Source organism: Rhodococcus sp. 14C212, assembly GCF_011058195.1.
In the GTDB taxonomy this organism is placed as follows: Bacteria; Actinomycetota; Actinomycetes; order Mycobacteriales; family Mycobacteriaceae; genus Rhodococcus; species Rhodococcus aetherivorans.
The window spans coordinates 1-20,500 of sequence record NZ_JAALEH010000031.1; the positions used below are offsets into that span (position 1 = coordinate 1).

Consider the following 20,500-nt stretch of genomic DNA (forward strand, 5'->3'; position numbering starts at 1 on the left):
GTTCCGGGGGGTGTGGGCTTTCGGGCCACGGCTCCTCTTAGTGTCGCGCGGTGTGACCCGCGGGCGTGCGGCCCGCGGGCTATCACAGCCTACGCGAGGAGGGTCACCGCGCGAGGGCTGCGCCCTCCGTCTCGTTCCTGATGCGCGCGAGGGTGGCGTTCATGCCGACCGCCATGTCGTCGTCAAAGGCGGTCGCGCCACCGAGGACCTTGTCGATGAGGAACTGCGAGACCTTGCTGGTGCCGGTGGGCGCCTCCCGTCGCTGGATCACCCGGGTGCCGGTGTCGGTGGGTTCGAGGGTGAACGACCAGACGGTGCGGTTCTCGTTGACCCGGAAGCGGAGCAGGCGCCCCGGCTCGAAGGCGAGCACCTTGGCGGTGGTGGGCCACACGAGCAGGCCCTTGCGGTTGACATTGATCGTCGTGGTCCCGACTCCGACGGGTCCGCCGAGCACGGCCATCTTCCGGCACTGCGGGCTCCACTCGCCCATCCGCTTCAGGTCGGAGATCACATGCCACACCTGCTGTGGCGATGCGGCGATCTCGACGGTGGCTTCGAGGGTCTTCGACACGGGGCCTCCCTGATCCTTCGCGTAACCGCGAGTTACAAATACTTCCGGTCGATCATAGCCGAGTCTGTGACGGCCGCCACCCGGACGTGCACCCCCCGACCGTGGGGAGGGGCCGCACCGGGCCCCGGCCGGGACGCGCCCGGCGGTCGGTGCCTTCCCGTCCGGTGAGGGTCCGGGCGAGCAGCACCAGGCCCCACGGCCCGATCACCCAGACCGGCCACGGGTACACGGCCGCGCCGACGGCGATCGACACGATCGCCCAGATCGCGAGGTTGATCGTCCCGGCCGCGGCCCAGGCTACCCACTCGATCCGCTGATGCAAGGGGAGCCGGCGGTCCGGGGTGCGAACCGGGACGGGCGTGGGTGCGGGTGGGGCCGGGGACATCGCCGGAAGGTCGCTCAGCACCCGGTGCGCCTCGTCCGTGGTGACGGACCGGTACACCTCGCCGACCCGCTGGTCGAACTCGCCGATCGTGAGCCGGCCGGCGGTGAGGTGCCGGCCCAGCTCGCCGACGAGCCGCTCGCGTTCGGAGTCGGAGATCCGGACACCGTTGACGTATTCCATCGCTGCCTCCTGCGGAGGGTCGAGACCACTGAGATTCCACAGTGGAATGTCGCTACCACCATGGTGGATATGCCACAGTGGAATGTCAACCCCCTGCGAAAGGTATCCGCCATGCTCGACCGTCCGCTCAATGCGACCGCGGCGTCGCTGCTGGGATTCCTGCACGACGGTCCGAAGACGGGATGGGATCTGGTGGTGACCGCGCAGGAGCGGATCGGGAAATTCTGGTCGATCACGACCAGTCAGGTGTATCGCGAACTCGCCGCGATGGAACGGGCCGGTCTCGTCGAGGCAGGCGAGGTGGGCCCGCGTGATCGCAAGCCCTTCGCGCTCACCGGTTCCGGTCGCGCCGCATTCGCCGAGTGGATCGAGCGCGAACCCGGACCGGAGAACATCCGCTACCCGCTGCTGCTCACCGTCGCGTTCGGCAGGCACCTGCCGCCCGGCAGGCTGGCCGAGATGCTCGCCGTCCACCGCGCCGCCCACGAACGCCGGCTCGCCGACTACGAGCGCGCCGCCGCCGAGCACTGTGCGGACCCGTACTCGTCGGCGACCCTGGACTTCGGCATCGTCTACGAACGGGCCGTGCTCGAGTGGTTCGGCCGGGTGGCGGACACGCTGGGGCCGGACTCGTGAACCGGAGGCGTGGGGCCGTGCCCACCCGGCGATCGACACGGCAGCGGCCGGTCCCGGCGAGCGGTCACCGCGATCCGGTGCGAAGCCGGCCTCCTCGACCCGATTCCGCGGCGCGCCGGCCGGTGCCGGGGACACAATCCGGATAACGCGTATCGATCGGGAGGTGGCCGTGGTCGAGGAGGTCGTCGTCGGGATCGGTCCCGTCTCGACGGACGACGTCCTGCGCGTGGCGCGGTCCGGTGCGGCGGTCCGGCTCTCTGCGGACGCGCTCGCCCTCATCGGCGCCGCCCGTGCCGTGGTCGACGCGCTCGCCCGCGACCCCCGGCCCGCGTACGGCATCACCACCGGATTCGGGGCGCTCGCCACCCGTCACATTCCTCCGGAATCGCGAATCGATCTGCAGCGCAGCCTGATCCGGTCCCACGCCGCCGGGGCCGGTCCCGAGGTGGAACGAGAGGTGGTCCGCGCGATGATGCTGCTGCGCCTGTCCACCTTCGCCACCGGGCACACCGGGGTTCGCCCCGGGACCGCCACGGCCTACGCCGCGATGCTGAGCGCGGGAATCACGCCGGTGGTGCCCGAGCACGGCAGCCTCGGCTGTTCCGGGGATCTCGCGCCGCTCGCCCACGTGGCCCTCGCCCTCACCGGGGAGGGCGACGTCCGCGACGCCGCGGGCACGCTCGTGCCGGCCGCGCAGGCCCTCGCCGCGGCGGGCCTCGAGCCCGTCGTGCTCGCCGAGAAGGAAGGGCTCGCCCTCATCAACGGCACCGACGGGATGCTGGGCATGCTGGTCCTCGCCTGTCACGATCTGCGCGCCCTGCTGCGGCTCGCCGACGTCACGGCCGCGATGAGCGTCGAGGCGCTGCTCGGCACGGACCGGGTCTTCGCCGCCGACCTGCACGCACTGCGGCCGCACCCCGGTCAGGCGGTGGCCGCCGCCAACATGACCCGGCTCCTCGCCGGCTCCGCCGTCGTGGCCAGCCACCGGACACCGGACTGCCCGGTGGTGCAGGACGCGTACTCGCTGCGGTGTGCCCCGCAGGTCGCCGGGGCGGCGCGCGACACCCTGACCCACGCCGAACAGGTCGCCGGGCGCGAACTCGCGGCCGCGATCGACAACCCGGTCGTCACCCGCGACGGCCGGATCGAGTCGAACGGCAACTTCCACGGCGCCCCGCTGGCGTACGTCCTCGACTTCCTCGCCGTCGTCGTCGCCGACGTCGCGAACATCAGCGAGCGCCGCACCGACCGGTTGCTCGACGTGGCCCGCAGCCACGGCCTGCCGCCGTTCCTCGCCCACGACCCCGGCGTCGACAGCGGGCACATGATCGCCCAGTACACCCAGGCCGCGCTCGTCGCCGACCTCAAGCGCCTCGCCGTGCCCGCCGCCGTCGACTCGATCCCGTCCTCGGCCATGCAGGAGGACCACGTCTCGATGGGCTGGTCCGCCGCCCGCAAGCTGCGCCGCGGCCTCGGCGCGCTGACGCGCGTCCTGGCCATCGAGGCCCTCACCGCGGCACGCGCACTGGACCTGCGCGCCCCGCTCACCCCGGCCCCCGGCACCGGTGCGGTGGTCGCCGCGCTGCGCCGGCACGTGGCCGGTCCCGGCCCGGACCGGCATCTCGCCCCGGAGATCGAGGCCGCGGTCCGGCTCGCCGTGAGCGGAGAACTCGTCGCCGCGGCGGAATCCGCGATCGGAGCCCTGGACTGACCGTCAGCGGAGCGGGTCGAACGGCCGCGGCACCGCCGCGGGCGCACCGGTCATCGCGTCGGCCAGCAGGCGGCCGGTCAGCGGGCCCAGCGCCACCCCCCACATGCCGTGACCGCCGGCGACGAACACGCGCGCGGAGCGGGTGCCCCCGACCAGCGGCAGACCGTCCGGGGTGCAGGGGCGCGAGCCCACCCACTCCTCCGCCCGGGCGGCCCAGTCGACGCCGGTCAGCAGCGGCCGGGCCGCGTCGACGATGGCCTGGATCCGTCGCGGGTCGAGCGGGGCGTCGGGCCGGCGGAACTCCATCATCCCGGCGATGCGGAACCGATCGCGCAGCGGCGTGCACGCGACCCGCTGCGCCGGGAAGTAGATCGGGTTCTTCGGCAGGTCCGCCGGGCGCACACTGAAGCTGTAGCCGCGACCGGCCTGGACCGGCATCCGGACCCCGAACGGCCGGGCCAGGTCGTTCAGCCGGGCCCCGGTGGCCAGCACCACCGCATCCGCCACCCGGTCCCCGCCGCCGGTGCCCACCACGCGCACATCCCGCGCGCCGTCCCGGACCGCCCGCACCTCGAACCCGGTGACGACCTCACCGCCACGGTCGCGCACCGACTCCGCCAGCGCGGCGACGAACCGCGGCGGGTCGACGAGCCGCTGCCCCCGCAGCCGTATCCCGGCCCGCACCCCGTCGCCGAGCAGCGGCTCCAGGGTGCGGATCGTGTCCCCGTCGAGCAGGTCGAAATCCACCTCGCCGCCCGCCGCGACCACCTGCCGGAACTCCTCGACGAGCACGCGACGGTCGTCCTCGGACGCGAACGCCGCCAGGAACGGATCCGCCGGGCGGGTCTGCTCGACGACACCGCCGCGGGCCAGATCGTCGTAGGCGCCGAGCGCCCTCCGGTTCACCTCGGCGAACACCGCCATCGCCGCCCGCCACCGGCGGGCGGTGCAGTGCCGCGCGAATCCCGCCAGGAACCGCCACAACCGCAGGTCGATCGCGGGCGGCACGTACACCGGGGACGACGGCGTGAGCATCGAACGGATCCCGTACCGCAGCACCGCCGGCTCCGGCAACGGCAGGGTCAGCGCGGGGGCCAGCCAGCCCGCGTTGCCCCACGACGCATCGGCGGCCACACCGGCGCGGTCGAGCACCGTGACCTCGACGTCGCGCTCCTGCAGGAACCAGGCCGCCGACAACCCGACGAAGCCCGCCCCGACGACGACCACCCGACGAATCGCCATGACGCACTCCCGATCTCGAGGTACCCCATCACCTCCATCATGGACCGTCGCCGGGCTCGGTGGTCGCGAACCGGGGGTGGTCGCCCGCCGGCCGCCCCGTGACGATCCGGTGGATCAGCCGGGCCGCCACCCGGGCCGTGCGCCCGTCGACGTCGACGGCCGGCGCCAGCTCGGCGACGTCGACGAGCGCGAGCCTGCCGCTGCGCGCCACGACGTCGCACACGTGCTGCACCACCTCGAACGCGACCCCGCAGGCCGCCGGGGCGCTCACCCCGGGCGCCACCCAGCCGGGCAGCACATCGAGGTCGACCGTCAGGTGCACCGCGTCCACCGCGCGGACGAACTCCTCGACGAACGTCTCCACGACGGGCAGGTTCGCCGCGCGGCACTCGTCGTCCAGCAGGTACCGCACCCCGAGCTCGTCCGCGGCGGCGAACAGCGCGGCCGTGTTGCTCGGCTGCGCGATGCCCACCACCGCGTAGCGCAGCGACCTGCCCAGTCGGCGTTCGCGTTCGGCCATCTGCCGGAACGGGGTGCCCGACGTGGCGACGGGCGCCGCCCGCAGGTCGAAGTGCGCGTCCAGGTTCAGCACGCCCCAGCGGGTCCCGGCCCGCGCGGCCGCGGACCCGGCCCAGCCCAGGTAGCTGCCGAAGGACACCTCGTGCCCGCCGCCGAGGACCACCACCGCATGCTCCGCGTCGAGCAGCGCGGTGACCGCGGCGCCGAGCCGGCGCTGCCCGTCCTCGAGGGCGCCGCCGTGCACCGCGATGTCGCCGGCGTCGTGGATCGTCGCCGGCGCCGGCAGCGCCAGCGACGCCAGGGCACGCCGCAACGCGATCGGCCCGTCCGCCGCGCCGGCCCGCCCCTGGTTGCGGCGCACGCCCTCGTCGCTGCGGAATCCGAGCAGGACCTGCGCCCGCGCGGCGTCCACGGGCAGCGGCGAGACCACATCGTGCCAGCGCAGGTGCTCGGGACCGGGTCCGTCGTCGCGGCCTGTCCACGGCGCCGGCGGCACGTCGACCGGAATCGTCACATCAGCAGTCCTTCCTGCCAGACCTCCTGGATCAGCTGCACTCCCGGGCGGTATGCCAGGTGCAGGTACGACGGGGCGTCCAACGCGATCAGATCTGCCCGCGCGCCCGCCCGGACGACGCCGACGTCGTCGCGGCGCAACGCCGCGGCGCCCCCGGCGGTCGCCGCGCGGACCGCTTCCTCCGGGCTCATGTGCATCTCCCGCACCGCCAGCGCGATGCAGAACGGCATGCTCGTGGTGTAGGAGGTGCCGGGGTTGCAGTCGGTGGCCAGCGCGACGGTCACCTCCGCGTCCAGCAGTGCCCGCGCATCCGGATACCGGTTGCGCGTGCAGAAGTCGGCGCCCGGCAGCAGCGTCGCCACCGTGCCCGAGCCGGCGAGCGCCGCCACGTCCGCCGCCGTCGTGTAGGTGACGTGGTCCACCGAGGCCGCACCGAGCTCCACCGCCAGCTGGACGCCCGGCCCGGGACCGAGCTGATTACCGTGCACCCGCGGGGTGAGGCCGTGCGCCATCCCGGCCTGCAGCACCGCCCGGCACTGGTCGGCGTCGAACGCGCCCCGCTCGCAGAACACGTCGATCCACTTCGCGTGCGGCGCGCACACCGGGACCATCTCCTCGCACACCAGCCGGACGTAGTCGTCGGGGCGGCCCGCGAACTCCGGCGGCACGGAGTGCGCGGCGAGCAGCGTCGTCTCCGGCGTGAACACCTCGGCGACCCGCAGGCTGCGCAGCTCGTCGGCGACGGACTGGCCGTACCCGGACTTGCACTCGACCGTGGTCGTCCCGGATTGCCAGCCCTCGGCGACGAGCCGCGACACCGTCGCCGCCAGCGCGCGATCGGTCGCCGCGCGGGTCGCCGCGATCGTCGTGGCGATGCCGCCCGCCGTGTAGGGGGCACCGGCCATGCGGGCGGCGAATTCCTCGGCGCGCTCGCCGGCGAAGACGAGATGCGCATGACTGTCCACGAATCCGGGCAGCACGGCGCGGCCCTGCAGGTCGTGCCGGTCCGCGGCGGCCCCCTCGGGGATCCGGTCGCCCGGCCCCACCCACCGGACCAGACCCTCGCCGACGACCACCGCGGCGTCCACGAGCACCCCCAGCGGCCCCCGGTCGAGTTCCGGGTCGTTCGTGACGAGGCAGCCGATGTTGTCGAGCAGTGTCCAGTTCCGTCCGGGCGACACGACGTCAGCCCTCCCGCATCGGGATGCGCAGTCCGCGGCGCGCGGCGACCTCGGCGGCCCGGGGGTACCCGGCGTCGACGTGCCGGAGGACGCCGGTGCCGGGGTCGTTCGTCAGCACCCGCTCGAGCTTGCGCGCGGCGAGATCGGTGCCGTCGGCGATGCACACCTGTCCGGCGTGCAGCGACCGGCCGATGCCGACCCCGCCACCGTGGTGGATCGACACCCACGACGCGCCGGAGGCCGTGTTGACCAGGGCGTTGAGCAGCGGCCAGTCGGCGATCGCGTCCGAACCGTCGGCCATCGCCTCGGTCTCGCGGTACGGCGAGGCCACCGACCCGGCGTCGAGGTGGTCGCGGCCGATGGCGATCGGAGCGGAGACCTCTCCGGCGGCGACCATCTCGTTGAACCTCAGCCCGGCCCGGTCCCGTTCGCCGTAGCCGAGCCAGCAGATGCGGGCCGGCAGCCCCTGGAAGGGCACCGCGCGCCCGGCCAGGGTGAGCCATCGGGCGAGATGCTCGTTCTCGGGGAACAGTTCGAGCACGGCCCGATCGGTGGCTGCGATGTCCGCGGGATCTCCCGACAGCGCGACCCATCGGAACGGTCCGCGGCCCTCCTCGAACAGCGGACGGATGTACGCGGGTACGAAGCCGGGAAACGCGAATGCCCGGTCGAAGCCGCCCTTGCGGGCCTCGTCGCGGATGGAGTTGCCGTAGTCGAACACCTCGGCGCCGCGATCGAGGAACCCGACCATGGCCTCCACGTGCCGGGCCATCGAGTGGCGGGCCTGCTCGGTGAACCACACGGGGTCCTTCGCCGCGAGGGTGTGCCACTCCTCGACCGTCACCCCGCGCGGCAGGTAGGACAGCGGGTCGTGGGCGGAGGTCTGGTCGGTGACGATGTCGATGGGGGCCTGCATCGCGAGCAGCGCCGGCACGACGTCGGCGGCGTTGCCGACCACCCCGATCGAGCGGGGCTCGCGCGCATGCCGTGCCGCGAGCGCCGAGGCCAGCGCCGCCTCGACGCTGTCGGCCTTGGCGTCGAGGAAACCCTGCGCGAGCCGGCGGTCGACCCGGGTCTCGTCGACCTCGACGCAGATCGCGATGCCCTCGTTCATCGTGATCGCCAGGGGCTGCGCCCCGCCCATGCCGCCCAGGCCCGCGGTCAGGGTGACGGTGCCGGCGAGGCTGCCGCCGAACCGCTTGCGGGCGACGGCCCCGAACGTCTCGTAGGTGCCCTGCAGGATTCCCTGCGAGCCGATGTAGATCCAGGACCCGGCGGTCATCTGCCCGTACATCGTCAGCCCCAGCGCCTCCAGGCGGCGGAACTCCTCCCAGTTCGCCCAGTCGCCGACCAGATTCGAGTTGGCCAGCAGCACGCGCGGTGCCCACTCGTGGGTGCGCAGCACCCCGACGGGCTTGCCGGACTGCACGAGCAGCGTCTCGTCGCCGCCGAGGGTCTCGAGGGTCCGCACGATCGCGTCGAATGCGGCCCAGTTGCGGGCCGCCCGCCCGGTGCCGCCGTAGACCACCAGCTCGTCCGGCCGTTCGGCGACGTCGGGATCGAGGTTGTTCATCAGCAGGCGCAGCGCGCCCTCCTGTTGCCAGCCCCGGCACCGCAGCTCCGGACCGCGCGGGGCGCGCACGGGCCGCGGGCCCGGGAGGGCGGAGGGGGTTGTTCCGGTGGCCATGGGGCCTCCTCTCGAAACCGGGCGAGGCGCGCCGGCGTCGCGACTCATTCCCATGACACTGCGGCGGACCACCCCGCGACAACCGGTCCGGGCGGATGTGTCGGATCCGAGACCGAGCGGCCGGCTGCGGCCCGCCCGGCAGCCCCGTGGAACAGCGGGACGGCGCGGTCGTACGATTTCGTCGAACGTTCTGCTGTCGAAGGGAACCATCCATGACCACGGGTATCGAACAGCTCGAGTTTCAGGCGGAGACGCGCCAGCTGCTGGATCTGCTGATCCATTCGGTGTATTCGAACAAGGACACCTTCCTCCGGGAACTCGTCTCCAACTCGTCGGACGCGCTGGACAAGCTCAAGCTCGAGGCGTTCCGCAACAAGGACCTGCAGGTCGACACCTCGGATCTGCACATCGAGATCGAGATCGACAAGGAGCAGCGCACCCTCACCGTCCGCGACAACGGCATCGGCATGTCCCGGGACGAGGTGGTCGACCTGATCGGCACCCTCGCGAAGTCGGGCACCGCGGAACTGCGGCGCAAGCTGCGCGAGGCGCAGGAGTCGGCTGCGCCGGAGGAACTCATCGGCCAGTTCGGGGTCGGTTTCTACTCGACCTTCATGGTGGCCGACAAGGTGACCCTGCTGACCCGCAAGGCCGGCGAGCACGACGGCACCCGGTGGGAGTCCAGCGGCGAGTCGACCTACACGATCGAGACGGTCGAGGGCGCACCCCAGGGCACGTCGGTGACGCTGCACCTCAAGCCGGAGGACGCCGAGGATCATCTGTTCGACTACACGGCCGAGTGGAAGATCAAGGAGATCGTCAAGCGTTACTCGGATTTCATCGCCTGGCCGATCCGGATGCAGGTCGAGCACACCAAGCCCGCCGAGGGGGAGGGGTCCGTCGCCGAAGTGATCCGCGAGACGGAGACCCTGAACTCGATGAAGGCGCTGTGGGCGCGCTCGAAGGACGACGTCTCCGCCGAGGAGTACAGCGAGTTCTACAAGCACGTCAGCCACGCGTGGGACGAGCCGCTCGAGGTCGTCCCGATGAAGGCCGAGGGCACATTCGAATACCAGGCGCTGCTGTTCATCCCGTCGCAGGCGCCGTTCGACCTGTTCATGCGCGAGCGCAAGACCGGGATCCACCTCTACGTCAAGCGCGTGTTCATCATGGACGACTGCGAGGAGCTGATCCCGGAGTACCTGCGGTTCGTCAAGGGCGTGGTCGACGCCCAGGACCTGTCGCTCAACGTCTCGCGCGAGATCCTGCAGCAGGACAGGCAGATCCGCGCGATCCGCCGGCGGCTCACCAAGAAGGTCCTGTCCACGATCCAGGACATGGCGACCTCCGAGAAGGAGAAGTACCGGACCTTCTGGTCGCAGTTCGGCCGGGTCCTCAAGGAGGGTCTGCTCTCGGATTTCGACAACCGCGACACCCTGCTCGCCGTGTCCTCCTTCGAGTCCACGCACAGCGAGGACTCGACGACGACGCTCGCCGAGTACGTCTCGCGGATGAAGGAAGGCCAGGACGAGATCTTCTACATGACCGGCGAGTCCCGGCAGCAGATCGAGAGCTCCCCGCACATGGAGGCCTTCCGCGCCAAGGGCTTCGAGGTGCTGCTGCTCACCGACCCGGTCGACGAGATGTGGGTGGGGTCCGTACCCGAGTTCGAGGGCAAGCCGTTCCAGTCGATCGCCAAGGGCGAGGTGGACCTCGGTACCGAGGACGAGAAGAAGGCCGCGGAGGCCGAGCGCGAGGAACGGGAGAAGGAGTACGCCGACCTGCTGTCGTGGCTCGGCGAGACGCTCGACGAGCACGTGAAGCAGGTGCGGCTGTCGTCGCGGCTGACCACGTCGCCCGCGTGCCTCGTCGGCGACACGTTCGCCATGTCGCCCGCCCTCGAGCGGATGTACCGGGCGTCGGGCCAGCCCGTCCCGCACACCAAGCGCATCCTCGAGCTCAACCCGGACCACCCGTTGGTCACGGCGCTGCGCGACGCGCACACCCGGCGCGCCGACGACCCGACGCTCGGCGAGACCGCCGAGTTGCTGTACGGCACCGCGCTGCTCGCCGAGGGTGGCGAACTAGCCGACCCGGCGGCGTTCGCCCGCTTGCTCGCCGATCGTCTCGCGCGCACGCTGTAGCCCTCGCCGCTCCGACCAACCCCCGCCTCTCCGGCCGAATGTCACATCGCGTCGATCGAATCGAGGCGGTGTGACATTCGGTCCGTGCGCGGTGGGGGTGCGGCGACCCGATAGGCTCACACCATGGCCGGCGTGGACGGGGTGTTGTTCGATATCGAGGGCGTGATCGTGACGTCGTGGGAGCCCGTGCCGGGCGCCGCCGAGGTGCTCGCCGGGCTCCGCGAGCGCGGGGTGCATCGGGCCTTTCTGACCAACACCACGTCGCGGACCTGCGCGCAGATCGCCGAGACCCTCACCGGGCTGGGCATGCCGGTCGAGCCCGCCGAGATCGTGACGGCCGCGTCCCTCACCGCCGAGTACCTGCGCCAGACTTACCCGGACCGGCGCTGCTGGGTGCTCAACCACGGCGACGTGGAGGCGGACCTCGAGGGCATCGTGCGCGACGAGGGCGATCCCGAGGTGGTCGTGCTCGGCGGGGCCGGGCCGGAGTTCAGCCACCGCGCCCTCAGCCGCGTCGCCGAACTCATGCTCGACGGGGTGCCGGTGGTCGCGATGCACCGCGGCTCCACATGGCAGTCCGCGGACGGTCTGCGCATCGACACCGGCGTGTACCTGCCCGGCCTCGAAGAACTCACCGGGCAGACCGTCGTCGCGGTCGGCAAGCCGTCGATGCGGGGCTTTCTCGCCGCGGCCGAGCTGATGGGCACCGAACCGGACCGGATGGCCGTGGTGGGCGACGATCTCCATGCGGAGGTCATCCCCGGCCAGCGCCTCGGAATGACCGGAATCCTGGTGCGTACCGGCAAGTTTCGGCAGTCGGTGCTCGACCTCGCGGTCGAGCGTCCCGATCGGGTGATCGATTCGGTCGCCGCCCTGCCGGAGCTCCTCGACACGCTGTGACGCCGTCTCGCTCCGGGCGGGTGTGACCGGTACCCTCGCCGCCGGGGGAGTCGCCCCCGTCCGGGCATCCGAGCCCAGCGAGTCCCGGCCCAGTGCAGAGGAGACCTTGTTGTCCATCCGATCCATTCGTGCCGTCGTAGTCCCCCGCCGCCTCCTCCGGGCCGGTGTCGTCGCCGCCCTCGGCGTCGCGTCGGCCGCCCTGCTCGGCGTGGGTACCGCCACGGCGGCGCCGGTGACGTGCGTGTCGCCGCCGTCGGCCGACGAGATCCTGGTCTCCGACGCCGCGAGCTGCGGCGCGACGGCCACCGAGGGCGGCACGGCCCACTCCTTCGCCTCCGAGAGCGGCACCGCGGTGTCGGCGGCGCAGACGGCCGGCGCGGCCGAGGCCCACGCGACGGGGTTCGGGACCGCCCTGAGCGGCGCCCGGAACGGTGGCCGCTCCTACGCGTACGCCCTCGGCGGCGGACTGAGCCATTCCTCGGCGCAGGGCCCGGTGACGACGGTGTCGGTCGCGGGCTGGGGGTCGGGGGCGACGGCCGATCCGACCGGGGTGACCTGCGTCGGCCCGCAGTCGTTCGCTGTCAACACGGCCACCGGTCAGTGGTGCGCCGTCGGGGTCGGTTCCACGCGTCGCTGAGGACACACCGGACCGGTCTTGCGCGACGGGGGTGGCGGGTGCTCCAGACCTTGCACTCGCCACCCGCGAGTGCTAAGAATGCTGTTGGCACTCGCAACACGTGAGTGCCAGGTCGGGACGGTGAGGCCGGGAATATCGACACCCCTGGTCGTCCGTCGCGGGCACTGCTTCCGGCCGAAGGCGTACATGGGGCGACCCGACGAGCGGTCGCCCTGCGTGTCACCCCCATATCCGGAGGATCACTTCGCAATGGCCAAGATCATCGCGTTCGACGAAGAGGCCCGTCGCGGCCTCGAGCGGGGCCTGAACAGCCTCGCCGACGCTGTCAAGGTGACGTTGGGGCCCAAGGGTCGCAACGTCGTGCTCGAGAAGAAGTGGGGCGCCCCCACGATCACCAACGATGGTGTGTCCATCGCCAAGGAGATCGAGCTCGAGGACCCGTACGAGAAGATCGGCGCCGAGCTGGTCAAGGAAGTTGCCAAGAAGACGGACGACGTCGCGGGTGACGGCACCACCACCGCCACCGTGCTCGCCCAGGCGCTGGTGCGCGAGGGTCTGCGCAACGTCGCCGCCGGTGCGAACCCCCTCGGCCTCAAGCGCGGCATCGAGAAGGCCGTCGAGGCCGTCACCGCCAAGCTGCTCGACACCGCCAAGGAGGTCGAGACCAAGGAGCAGATCGGAGCCACCGCCGGCATCTCCGCGGGCGACCCCGCGATCGGTGAGCTGATCGCCGAGGCCATCGACAAGGTGGGCAAGGAAGGCGTCATCACCGTCGAGGAGTCCAACACCTTCGGCCTGCAGCTCGAGCTGACCGAGGGCATGCGCTTCGACAAGGGCTACATCTCGCTGTACTTCGCCACCGACGCCGAGCGTCAGGAGGCCGTGCTCGAGGACGCCTACATCCTGCTCGTGTCGGGCAAGATCTCGACCGTCAAGGACCTGCTGCCGCTGCTGGAGAAGGTCATCCAGTCCGGCAAGCCGCTGGCGATCATCGCCGAGGACGTCGAGGGCGAGGCTCTGTCCACCCTGGTCGTCAACAAGATCCGTGGCACCTTCAAGTCGGTCGCCATCAAGGCCCCCGGCTTCGGTGACCGCCGCAAGGCCCAGCTCGCCGACATCGCCATCCTCACCGGCGGCGAGGTCATCAGCGAAGAGGTCGGCCTCTCCCTCGAGACCGCCGGTCTCGAGCTGCTCGGCCGTGCGCGCAAGGTCGTCGTCACCAAGGACGAGACCACCATCGTCGACGGTGCCGGCGACGCCGACGCCATCGCCGGTCGCGTGAACCAGATCCGCGCCGAGATCGAGGCGTCGGACTCGGACTACGACCGCGAGAAGCTGCAGGAGCGTCTGGCCAAGCTGGCCGGCGGCGTTGCGGTCATCAAGGCCGGTGCCGCCACCGAGGTCGAGCTCAAGGAGCGCAAGCACCGCATCGAGGATGCCGTCCGCAACGCCAAGGCTGCGGTCGAGGAGGGCATCGTCGCCGGTGGTGGCGTCGCGCTGCTGCAGGCCGCGCCGGTTCTGGACGACCTGAAGCTCGAGGGTGACGAGGCCACCGGTGCCAACATCGTCAAGGTTGCCCTCGAGGCCCCGCTGAAGCAGATCGCCTTCAACGCCGGCCTCGAGCCCGGCGTCGTCGCCGAGAAGGTTCGCAACCTGCCCGCCGGCCACGGCCTCAACGCCGCCACCGGCGAGTACGAGGACCTGCTGGCTGCCGGCATCAACGATCCGGTCAAGGTCACCCGCTCGGCGCTGCAGAACGCGGCGTCCATCGCGGCCCTGTTCCTGACCACCGAGGCTGTCGTTGCCGACAAGCCGGAGAAGGCCGCCGCTCCCGCCGGCGACCCGACCGGCGGCATGGGTGGCATGGACTTCTGATCCACCCCCGACCGTCTTCGAGGCCCGGTTCCACTTCGGTGGGGCCGGGCCTCGTGGCGTCGAGGACTCGGCCCCGCCGAGCCGAGCGCCGGGGTGCGCAGGCACCGGCGTACGCGAAGTTCCGCTGGATGCAGGAATGCCTGCCGGCGCCGGGAAACGGGGAAATGTTCCGCCGCGCCGAGCGCGGGAGTGCAGTTCGGGACGGCTGCGCGGCGTTTCCCGGGCGGCTGGGTACTCAATTCTTTTCGTTGAACATTCCGTTTTTCTGCACTCGCACTGCGGAATTCTGTGCGCAACGGGGAGTTTGCGGCCTGCACCTGCGCAAATGCCGTGGAAATCCATCGGCAGCAGGGCTGCATTTCCGCGGTGTGAATTGTCTCACGCCCTGAATTCGCCGACTCGGAGCGCGTAATTCGCGGAGCCCGTGCCACACTCGGAATTGTGATCGGGAACGATCCGGTCGCGTGCAGAAACGGCGGGCCGGAAATTCCGGCCGGCCGAGGAACACGAGACAAAGGAGTCGAACAATGCTCGGATCCGTCCAGGACATTCTCAACCTCCTGCTGGAGGCCTTCGGTGACTTCGCCGACATCCTCGGCACGGGCAGCGCGGAGGCCGGTGAGACCACCCAGCAGGCTGTGAGCTGATCGTCGGCCCGAGAGGGAGTCGGAGGGTTTCTCTTCTCGAGCCGCCTCGATCCACAGCGCTCGGCCGCAGCGGCACACGTCGTCGCTGCGGCCGAGTGCTGTCCGGGGTTTCCGGTGCGACCGATCCGTTCCGGTCGACAGGGTGATTTTTCCGATTTCTGCGTTCCCGGCTCGTGACATGTTGTAACAATGGCGTCGCGGTCGCAGTTCCGAACCGCGCATCCGTGACACCGACGAAATCAAGGAGGAGTCGCCATGGGTTCTCTCGCGGACATCATCGGCTGGGTACTCGAGAATTTCGATCTGCTGGAGGTTCTGGACTCGCTGAGCGCCGGCGACGACTAGGGACCACCCACCACCCGGACGGAGAAGATCATGATCGGCAGCCTGCTCGACCTCATCACGCCCATCCTCGAACTGATCGCCGACCTCGGCTCCGGCAGCGCGGACTAGTCCCGGGCCCGAGACCGCAGTCGAATCGCAGCCGCAGCCGCAGGATCTTCCGCCGCTGCGGCTGCGGCCGTGAGGTGTCCGTCCGGCTCACACCGCGACGGCCGGCGCGACCGCCCGCTTCGCCAGCCGCGCCGCGATCGCGGCACACACCAGCAGCTGGATCTGGTGGAACAACATGAGCGGCAGGACGATCAGCCCGATCGGCTGGCCCGGGAACAGCACCGTCGCCATCGGCAGGCCCGTGGCGAGCGACTTCGTCGAGCCGCAGAACAGGATCGTCGCGCGGTCCTCGTAGGAGAAGCCCAGGCGCGGTGCGCCGAACCACGTGATCGCCAGGACCAGTGCGAGCAGCACGAGGCACACACCCACGAGGGCGAGCAGCCGCGCGGGCGACAGGCTCGACCAGATGCCCTCGTTCATGCCGCGGCTGAATGCGACGTACACGACGAGCAGGATCGAACCGCGGTCGACGATCTTCAGCGGCCTGCCGTGGGCCTTGACCCACCCGCCGATCCAGCGGCGCACGAGCTGGCCGACGAGGAACGGAACCAGCAACATGAGCACGATGTCGAGCACCGCCGAGGCGCTGAACGTCACGCCCTGCGTGGTCATCGTCAGCGCGACGAGCAGCGGCGTGACGAAGATGCCGAGCAGGCTCGACGCGCTGGCGGAGACGACCGCCCCCGGGATGTTGCCCCGGGCCACCGAGACCAGCGCGATCGACGACTGCACCGTCGAGGGCAGCAGGCACAGGTAGAGGACCCCGAGATACAGCGGCTCGGTCAGGACCGCCGGCACGAGGACCTTCGTCGCCAGACCGAGCACCGGAAACACCGCGAACGTGGTGGCGAGGATCGTCAGGTGCAGGCGCCAGTGCTCGAGGCCTTCGAGGACCTCGTGCGTGGACAGGCGAGCCCCGTAGAGGAAGAACAACAGGCCGATGGCGATCTTCGAGGCCCACGTGAAGGCCGTCAGGGCCGTGCCCTCGGCCGGCAGCAGCGCCGCGATCGCAACGGTGGCGAGGATGCCGACGAGGAAGGGGTCGAGGCGTCCGAGCACGGGGATCCTGGAGAACACGAGTCGACGCTAGGCCACCGCACGCCCATCCAGGAAACCGATCACCGCGATTACTGTAATCACGAATCGTGAGTGAATACCGGGGTGTTCGATCCCGTCCACCTGCGCAGCTTCCTGGCCGTGGAACGCGCCCGCAGCTTCACTGTTGCCGCGCGACGACTCGGCCTGCGCCAGTCCACGGTCAGTCAGCACGTCGGCAAGCTCGAACAGGCCGCCGGACGCCGACTGTTCCTGCGGGACACCCACGCGGTCGATCTCACCGCCGACGGCGCAGCCATGCTCGGCTTCGCCCGGGACATCCTCGATCGGCACGACGCGGCCCGGCGGTACTTCTCGGAGTCGCCGATCAGCGGGCGGCTGCGCTTCGGGGCCTCGGAGGATCTGGTGCTGCACGAACTGCCCGCCATCCTCGCGGAGTTCCGGCGCAGTCATCCCCGGGTGGATTTCGAGCTCACCGTCGCGCTGAGCGAGGACCTGCATCGGCGCCTCGACGACGGGGACCTCGACCTGGCCTTCGGCAAGCGCCGGCCGGGGGAACGACACGGGGAACTGATCTTCCGGGACCGGCTGGTGTTCCACGCCGCACCGGACTCGGGGCGCGCATCACCTGCACCACCGACAGCCTCAACGGCCTGCGCGCAGCCGTCCTCGCCGGGCTCGGCGTCGTGCTCCACGCCGCCCGGCTGCCGCCGGCGGGGCTCGTTCCCGTGCGCGCGGGACGGCTGCCCGACGCCGGGGAGGTCGAGTTCGTGCTGCTGTCGCGGCGTTCGGTCCTCAACGAACCCGAGCGGGCGCTGCGTGCCGTGATCCTCGCGAACGCCGATCGGCTCGGCCGGGACGGCTGACCGCCGTCGCGCGCAGCGTGCGCCCGCTTCGCCGGTCGGAACGGGCGCACGCTGCAGGGGACTCGCACGCTGCAGGGGACTGTGGTGAGCTCGTCCCACTCACTCGGGCAGCAGCATCCACAGCGCCAGATAGACCAGCGCCGCACCGCCTCCGGTGACGAACGCCGCGACCACCACGCCGGCGCGGACGAGATTGACGTCGATGCCGAAGTACTCGGCGAGACCGCCGCACACGCCACCGAGCATGCGCTGCGAGCGGGAACGGGCGAAGGGACGGGGACCGGGGGTGCTGTTCTCGAATGTCATGCGACAAGCGTGCCGCCGCGGGCCTGCCGGCCACATCGGGTGACGCCCCGATTCCTACCCTGATCTTTCGTCTCGGGGTTCGTCCTCAGCGGCGCTTGGCGAGCGTCTTCTTGAAGATCACCAGGGGCAGCAGCATCCGGGTGATCAGCGCGACGGCCCACACGATCACCGTCGCGAGGATCCAGGTCGCCACACCCCGAATCTGCAGGCCGTCGCTGACGAGCGAGGTGACGATCAGCGCCACCAACGTCGAGATGAGCGCGCTGCTGCCCAGGAGCGCCGGGGTCTTGGTCACCGCCAGCTGGCGCAGCAGAGGGTCGACGAGCATCGCGGCCACGGTGAACAGGACGACGGCGATGACGAAGGCGACGCTGTCGAGCGTCATGCCGGGCAGGACCCAGGCACCGACGAGCAGCGCCAGTGCGTTGGCGAGCAGTGCGACGACCGCGGACGCGAGCAGACGGACCATGCCAGGAGAGTATCCTCCGCCGGCCGGGACGGTGAACCGAAAAGCCGACGAGGCGAGCCGGAATCCCGGCCCGCCTCGAGGCGCCGGATCGTCGGCGCGAGAACTCGTCAGATGCAGACCACCGCCAGGCCCACGCCCCGCCAAACCTGCGTCTCGACGCGCTCGAATTCGTCCTTGTCGTGGTTGTACCGCATGTCGATCTCGGTGCGGTAGCCCCTGTCGCGCTGTTCGGTCACGTGGCAGTCGCCGGACGCCGTGCCGGCGCGGTTGACCACGCCGTACGGCACGCCCTGCGCCTCGAGCGCGGCCCGGGCGCTGTGTTCGCTCATGCCGACCACGTTCGGAGCCGGCTGGGCCGCCGCGGTCCCGGCGCCCAGCAGCACCGCCGTCCCGGCGCCCAGCAGCACCGACGCGGCCGCCGCGCACACGGCCGCGGTGACGGAGGTGTGCAGCAAACCCCTTCCACGGTGGGATTTTTCGGGAACGAAGTGGGAACTGCTCGTGGTGGATGTCATGCCTTTCAGCGTGCCGACCGGCGGGCCGGCTCCGCATCGGGTGACGCCCCGATCCGCACCCTGATCTTTCGTCTCGGGGTTCGCGTGCGCCGTGCTCCGTAGGATCTGTGCATGGCCGGACCGACGCGGGTGGCGCTTGCCCTGGGCAGCGGGGGCGCCCGCGGCTACGCCCACATCGGCGTGATCGAGGTGCTCGAGGAACGCGGCTTCGAGATCACCGGGGTGGCGGGCTCGTCCATGGGTGCGCTCGTCGGCGGGCTGTACGCGGCGGGCAAGCTCGACGACTACACCCGCTGGGCGACGTCGTTGACCCAGCTCGACGTGCTGCGCCTGCTCGACGTGTCGCTGTCCGCGCCGGGCGCCATCCACGCCGAGAAGATCCTCGACAAGGTGCGCGAGATCCTCGGCGACACCCCCATCGAGGGGCTGCGGATCCCGTACACGGCGGTCGCGACGGACCTGGCCGCCGGCCGGTCCGTGTGGTTCCAGCGCGGCCCCGTCGACGTGGCGATCCGCGCCTCCATCGCGATCCCCGGCGTGATCACCCCGTACGTGCTCAACGGGCGGGTGCTCGCGGACGGTGGAATCCTCGATCCGCTGCCGCTCGCCCCGATCCTCGCCGCCGGTGCCGACGTCACCATCGGTGTCAGTCTCGGGGCGGAGGAGCGCGACGTCGAGGGCGGCGCCCCGGCCCACGCGAGTGCGGAGCCGCGACCGGTCGACGAGTGGATCGGCCGCTTCCGCCGCAGCGCCGCGCAACTGCTCGAGCGCGACGTCGTCCGCTCGGTGGTCGGGCGGTTCGGCAGCGCGCAGGTGGCACGCAGCGATGCCGCGGCGGACGTGGCGCTCGAGGAGACCGAGGTCGTCGACGATCCGGTACCGGTCCCGAAGCTCAGCCGCTTCGAGGTGATGAACCGTTCGCTCGATCTGATGCAGTCGGCCCTGGCCCGGTATCAGCTCGCCGGGTACCCGCCGGACGTGCTCATCCGCATTCCGCGCAAGTCGGGGCGCAGCCTCGACTTCCACCGCGCGGCGGAGATGATCGCGCTCGGCCGCAGCCTCACGGAGTCCGCCCTCGACGCCGCGGGGCTCGGTGCCGCGCCGGTCGCCGAACCGGCTGACCCGGACGCCGGAACCGCCTAGGCTGAGCCGGTGGAGACCGTACCGATCCAGCTGCCGGGCGGCACGACGACACCGGTCCGCCTGTTTCCCGGTCCGGAACAACCGGCCCGCATCGACGTGCCGCGGCCCGTGGTGGTGATCCTGCCCGGCCTCGGCATCCCGGCGGGCTACTACGAGCCCTTCGCCGAGGCGCTCACCGGATACGGGTTCGACGCCGCGCTCTGCGAGCTGCCCGGGCAGGGCGACAGCCGCCCCCGTCCCGGACCCGACAGCGACTACGGGTACCAGGAACTGGCGGCCGTCGACCTGCCGGCGATGTTCGAGGTGGTACACGAACGGTTCCTCGACTCCACCCCGTACCTCCTGGGGCATTCGATGGGCGGTCAGCTCGGGGCGCTCTATGCCGCCCGCAATCCCGGACGGCTCGGCGGGCTGGTCCTCGTCGCCGCGGGCACCCCCTACTACCGCCACCACGCGGGCATCCGCGGGCCGGGTCTGCTCCTCGGGTCCGCGGCGATGTCGATCACCGCGAGCGTCGCCGGGTTCTGGCCCGGCGATCGGTTCGACGTCGCCGGTTTCGGCCGTCAGTCCCGGCTGCTCATCTCGGACTGGGCGCGCCTGGCCCGCAGCGGACGTTTCGAGCCCCGCGGCGCCGACGTCGACTACGAGCAGCGGCTCGCCGAGCTGAGCCTGCCGGTGCTGTCCGTCACCGTCGAGGGCGACGACATGACGCCCGTCCCCGCCGCCCGGCACCTGCTCGAGAAGATGCCCGCCGCCGACGTGACGACGTGGCACCAGTCCCGGCCGCTGGGGCACAACGGATGGATCCGCGACAACGCGGACACCGTCGAGCGGATCGCCGCCTGGTTGAAGGACCGGTGAGC

General features: G+C 71.3%; 18 protein-coding genes and 1 pseudogene. 9 read left to right on the forward strand and 10 right to left on the reverse strand.

Annotated elements, in window-relative coordinates; genetic code table 11:
- Positions 1-103: 103 nt before the first annotated feature.
- Both G6038_RS15300 and G6038_RS15305 read right to left on the reverse strand, forming a co-directional pair.
- The gene (locus G6038_RS15300; RefSeq protein WP_165038697.1) at positions 104-571 is read right to left on the reverse strand and encodes an SRPBCC family protein; all 468 of its coding nucleotides are present in this window, start codon (positions 569-571) and stop codon (positions 104-106) included.
- A 52-nt stretch (positions 572-623) separates the two neighbouring features.
- Entirely contained in the window at positions 624-1,136 is a 513-nt protein-coding gene (locus tag G6038_RS15305; protein ID WP_165038698.1) for a DUF1707 domain-containing protein, read from the reverse strand.
- Positions 1,137-1,247: 111 nt separating this feature from the next.
- Here G6038_RS15305 and G6038_RS15310 point away from each other — a divergent pair, with 111 nt between their 5' ends.
- The gene (locus G6038_RS15310; RefSeq protein ID WP_165038699.1) at positions 1,248-1,772 is read left to right on the forward strand and encodes a PadR family transcriptional regulator; all 525 of its coding nucleotides are present in this window, start codon (positions 1,248-1,250) and stop codon (positions 1,770-1,772) included.
- Between the two features lie 163 nt (positions 1,773-1,935).
- Entirely contained in the window at positions 1,936-3,483 is a 1,548-nt protein-coding gene (gene hutH, locus G6038_RS15315) for a histidine ammonia-lyase (RefSeq protein ID WP_165038700.1), read from the forward strand.
- A 3-nt stretch (positions 3,484-3,486) separates the two neighbouring features.
- Here hutH and G6038_RS15320 read toward each other — a convergent pair whose 3' ends face one another.
- The 4 genes from G6038_RS15320 to hutU are packed head-to-tail and all read right to left on the reverse strand — an operon-like array spanning position 3,487 to position 8,626.
- Complete coding sequence (locus G6038_RS15320; protein WP_165038701.1) at positions 3,487-4,725, reverse strand: FAD-dependent oxidoreductase; 1,239 nt, start codon at positions 4,723-4,725, stop codon at positions 3,487-3,489.
- A gap of 37 nt (positions 4,726-4,762) precedes the next feature.
- Positions 4,763-5,758 (reverse strand): formimidoylglutamase, encoded by a 996-nt coding sequence (gene hutG / locus G6038_RS15325; protein WP_165038702.1) that lies wholly within the window; start codon positions 5,756-5,758, stop codon positions 4,763-4,765.
- Complete coding sequence (gene hutI / locus G6038_RS15330; protein WP_165038703.1) at positions 5,755-6,939, reverse strand: imidazolonepropionase; 1,185 nt, start codon at positions 6,937-6,939, stop codon at positions 5,755-5,757. The genes hutG and hutI overlap by 4 nt, the downstream gene beginning before the upstream one ends.
- Before the next feature lie 4 nt (positions 6,940-6,943).
- Positions 6,944-8,626: a urocanate hydratase gene (gene hutU, locus G6038_RS15335; protein WP_165038704.1), complete on the reverse strand. Its 1,683-nt coding sequence runs from the start codon at positions 8,624-8,626 to the stop codon at positions 6,944-6,946.
- 212 nt (positions 8,627-8,838) lie between these two features.
- Here hutU and htpG point away from each other — a divergent pair, with 212 nt between their 5' ends.
- The 4 genes from htpG (at position 8,839) to groL (ending at position 14,182) form a co-directional block, all read left to right on the forward strand.
- Positions 8,839-10,770, forward strand: coding sequence for a molecular chaperone HtpG (gene htpG, locus G6038_RS15340; protein WP_165038705.1), 1,932 nt, complete (start codon positions 8,839-8,841; stop codon positions 10,768-10,770).
- A 123-nt stretch (positions 10,771-10,893) separates the two neighbouring features.
- Entirely contained in the window at positions 10,894-11,670 is a 777-nt protein-coding gene (locus tag G6038_RS15345) for an HAD-IIA family hydrolase (RefSeq protein WP_165038706.1), read from the forward strand.
- A gap of 109 nt (positions 11,671-11,779) precedes the next feature.
- Entirely contained in the window at positions 11,780-12,307 is a 528-nt protein-coding gene (locus G6038_RS15350; RefSeq protein WP_165038707.1) for a DUF6764 family protein, read from the forward strand.
- A 249-nt stretch (positions 12,308-12,556) separates the two neighbouring features.
- Positions 12,557-14,182, forward strand: coding sequence for a chaperonin GroEL (groL, locus tag G6038_RS15355; protein ID WP_006932397.1), 1,626 nt, complete (start codon positions 12,557-12,559; stop codon positions 14,180-14,182).
- Between the two features lie 1,187 nt (positions 14,183-15,369).
- Here the strand turns inward: groL and G6038_RS15360 are convergent.
- The gene (locus G6038_RS15360) at positions 15,370-16,359 is read right to left on the reverse strand and encodes a bile acid:sodium symporter family protein (protein ID WP_346772827.1); all 990 of its coding nucleotides are present in this window, start codon (positions 16,357-16,359) and stop codon (positions 15,370-15,372) included.
- Positions 16,360-16,443: 84 nt separating this feature from the next.
- Between G6038_RS15360 and G6038_RS15365 the strand changes: the two are divergent.
- Positions 16,444-17,204: pseudogene (locus G6038_RS15365) on the forward strand (LysR family transcriptional regulator).
- Between the two features lie 99 nt (positions 17,205-17,303).
- Here G6038_RS15365 and G6038_RS15370 read toward each other — a convergent pair.
- The 3 genes from G6038_RS15370 to G6038_RS15380 all read right to left on the reverse strand — a co-directional run bounded on the left by G6038_RS15370 (position 17,304) and on the right by G6038_RS15380 (position 18,431).
- On the reverse strand, positions 17,304-17,510 hold the full coding sequence (locus G6038_RS15370; protein WP_029545293.1) for a PspC domain-containing protein: 207 nt from the start codon (positions 17,508-17,510) through the stop codon (positions 17,304-17,306).
- 85 nt (positions 17,511-17,595) lie between these two features.
- The gene (locus tag G6038_RS15375) at positions 17,596-17,979 is read right to left on the reverse strand and encodes a phage holin family protein (protein WP_165038708.1); all 384 of its coding nucleotides are present in this window, start codon (positions 17,977-17,979) and stop codon (positions 17,596-17,598) included.
- 107 nt (positions 17,980-18,086) lie between these two features.
- Positions 18,087-18,431, reverse strand: a complete 345-nt coding sequence (locus G6038_RS15380; RefSeq protein ID WP_165038748.1) for a PASTA domain-containing protein — start codon at positions 18,429-18,431, stop codon at positions 18,087-18,089.
- 174 nt (positions 18,432-18,605) lie between these two features.
- On the opposite strand from G6038_RS15380, the gene G6038_RS15385 reads away from it, so the two are divergent.
- Together G6038_RS15385 and G6038_RS15390 are read left to right on the forward strand one after the other, a co-directional pair.
- Positions 18,606-19,637 carry a patatin-like phospholipase family protein gene (locus tag G6038_RS15385; protein ID WP_165038709.1) on the forward strand — a complete coding sequence of 344 codons (1,032 nt, stop codon included), beginning with the start codon at positions 18,606-18,608 and terminating at the stop codon, positions 19,635-19,637.
- 9 nt (positions 19,638-19,646) lie between these two features.
- Positions 19,647-20,498, forward strand: coding sequence for an alpha/beta fold hydrolase (locus G6038_RS15390; protein WP_165038710.1), 852 nt, complete (start codon positions 19,647-19,649; stop codon positions 20,496-20,498).
- Positions 20,499-20,500: the final 2 nt, after the last annotated feature.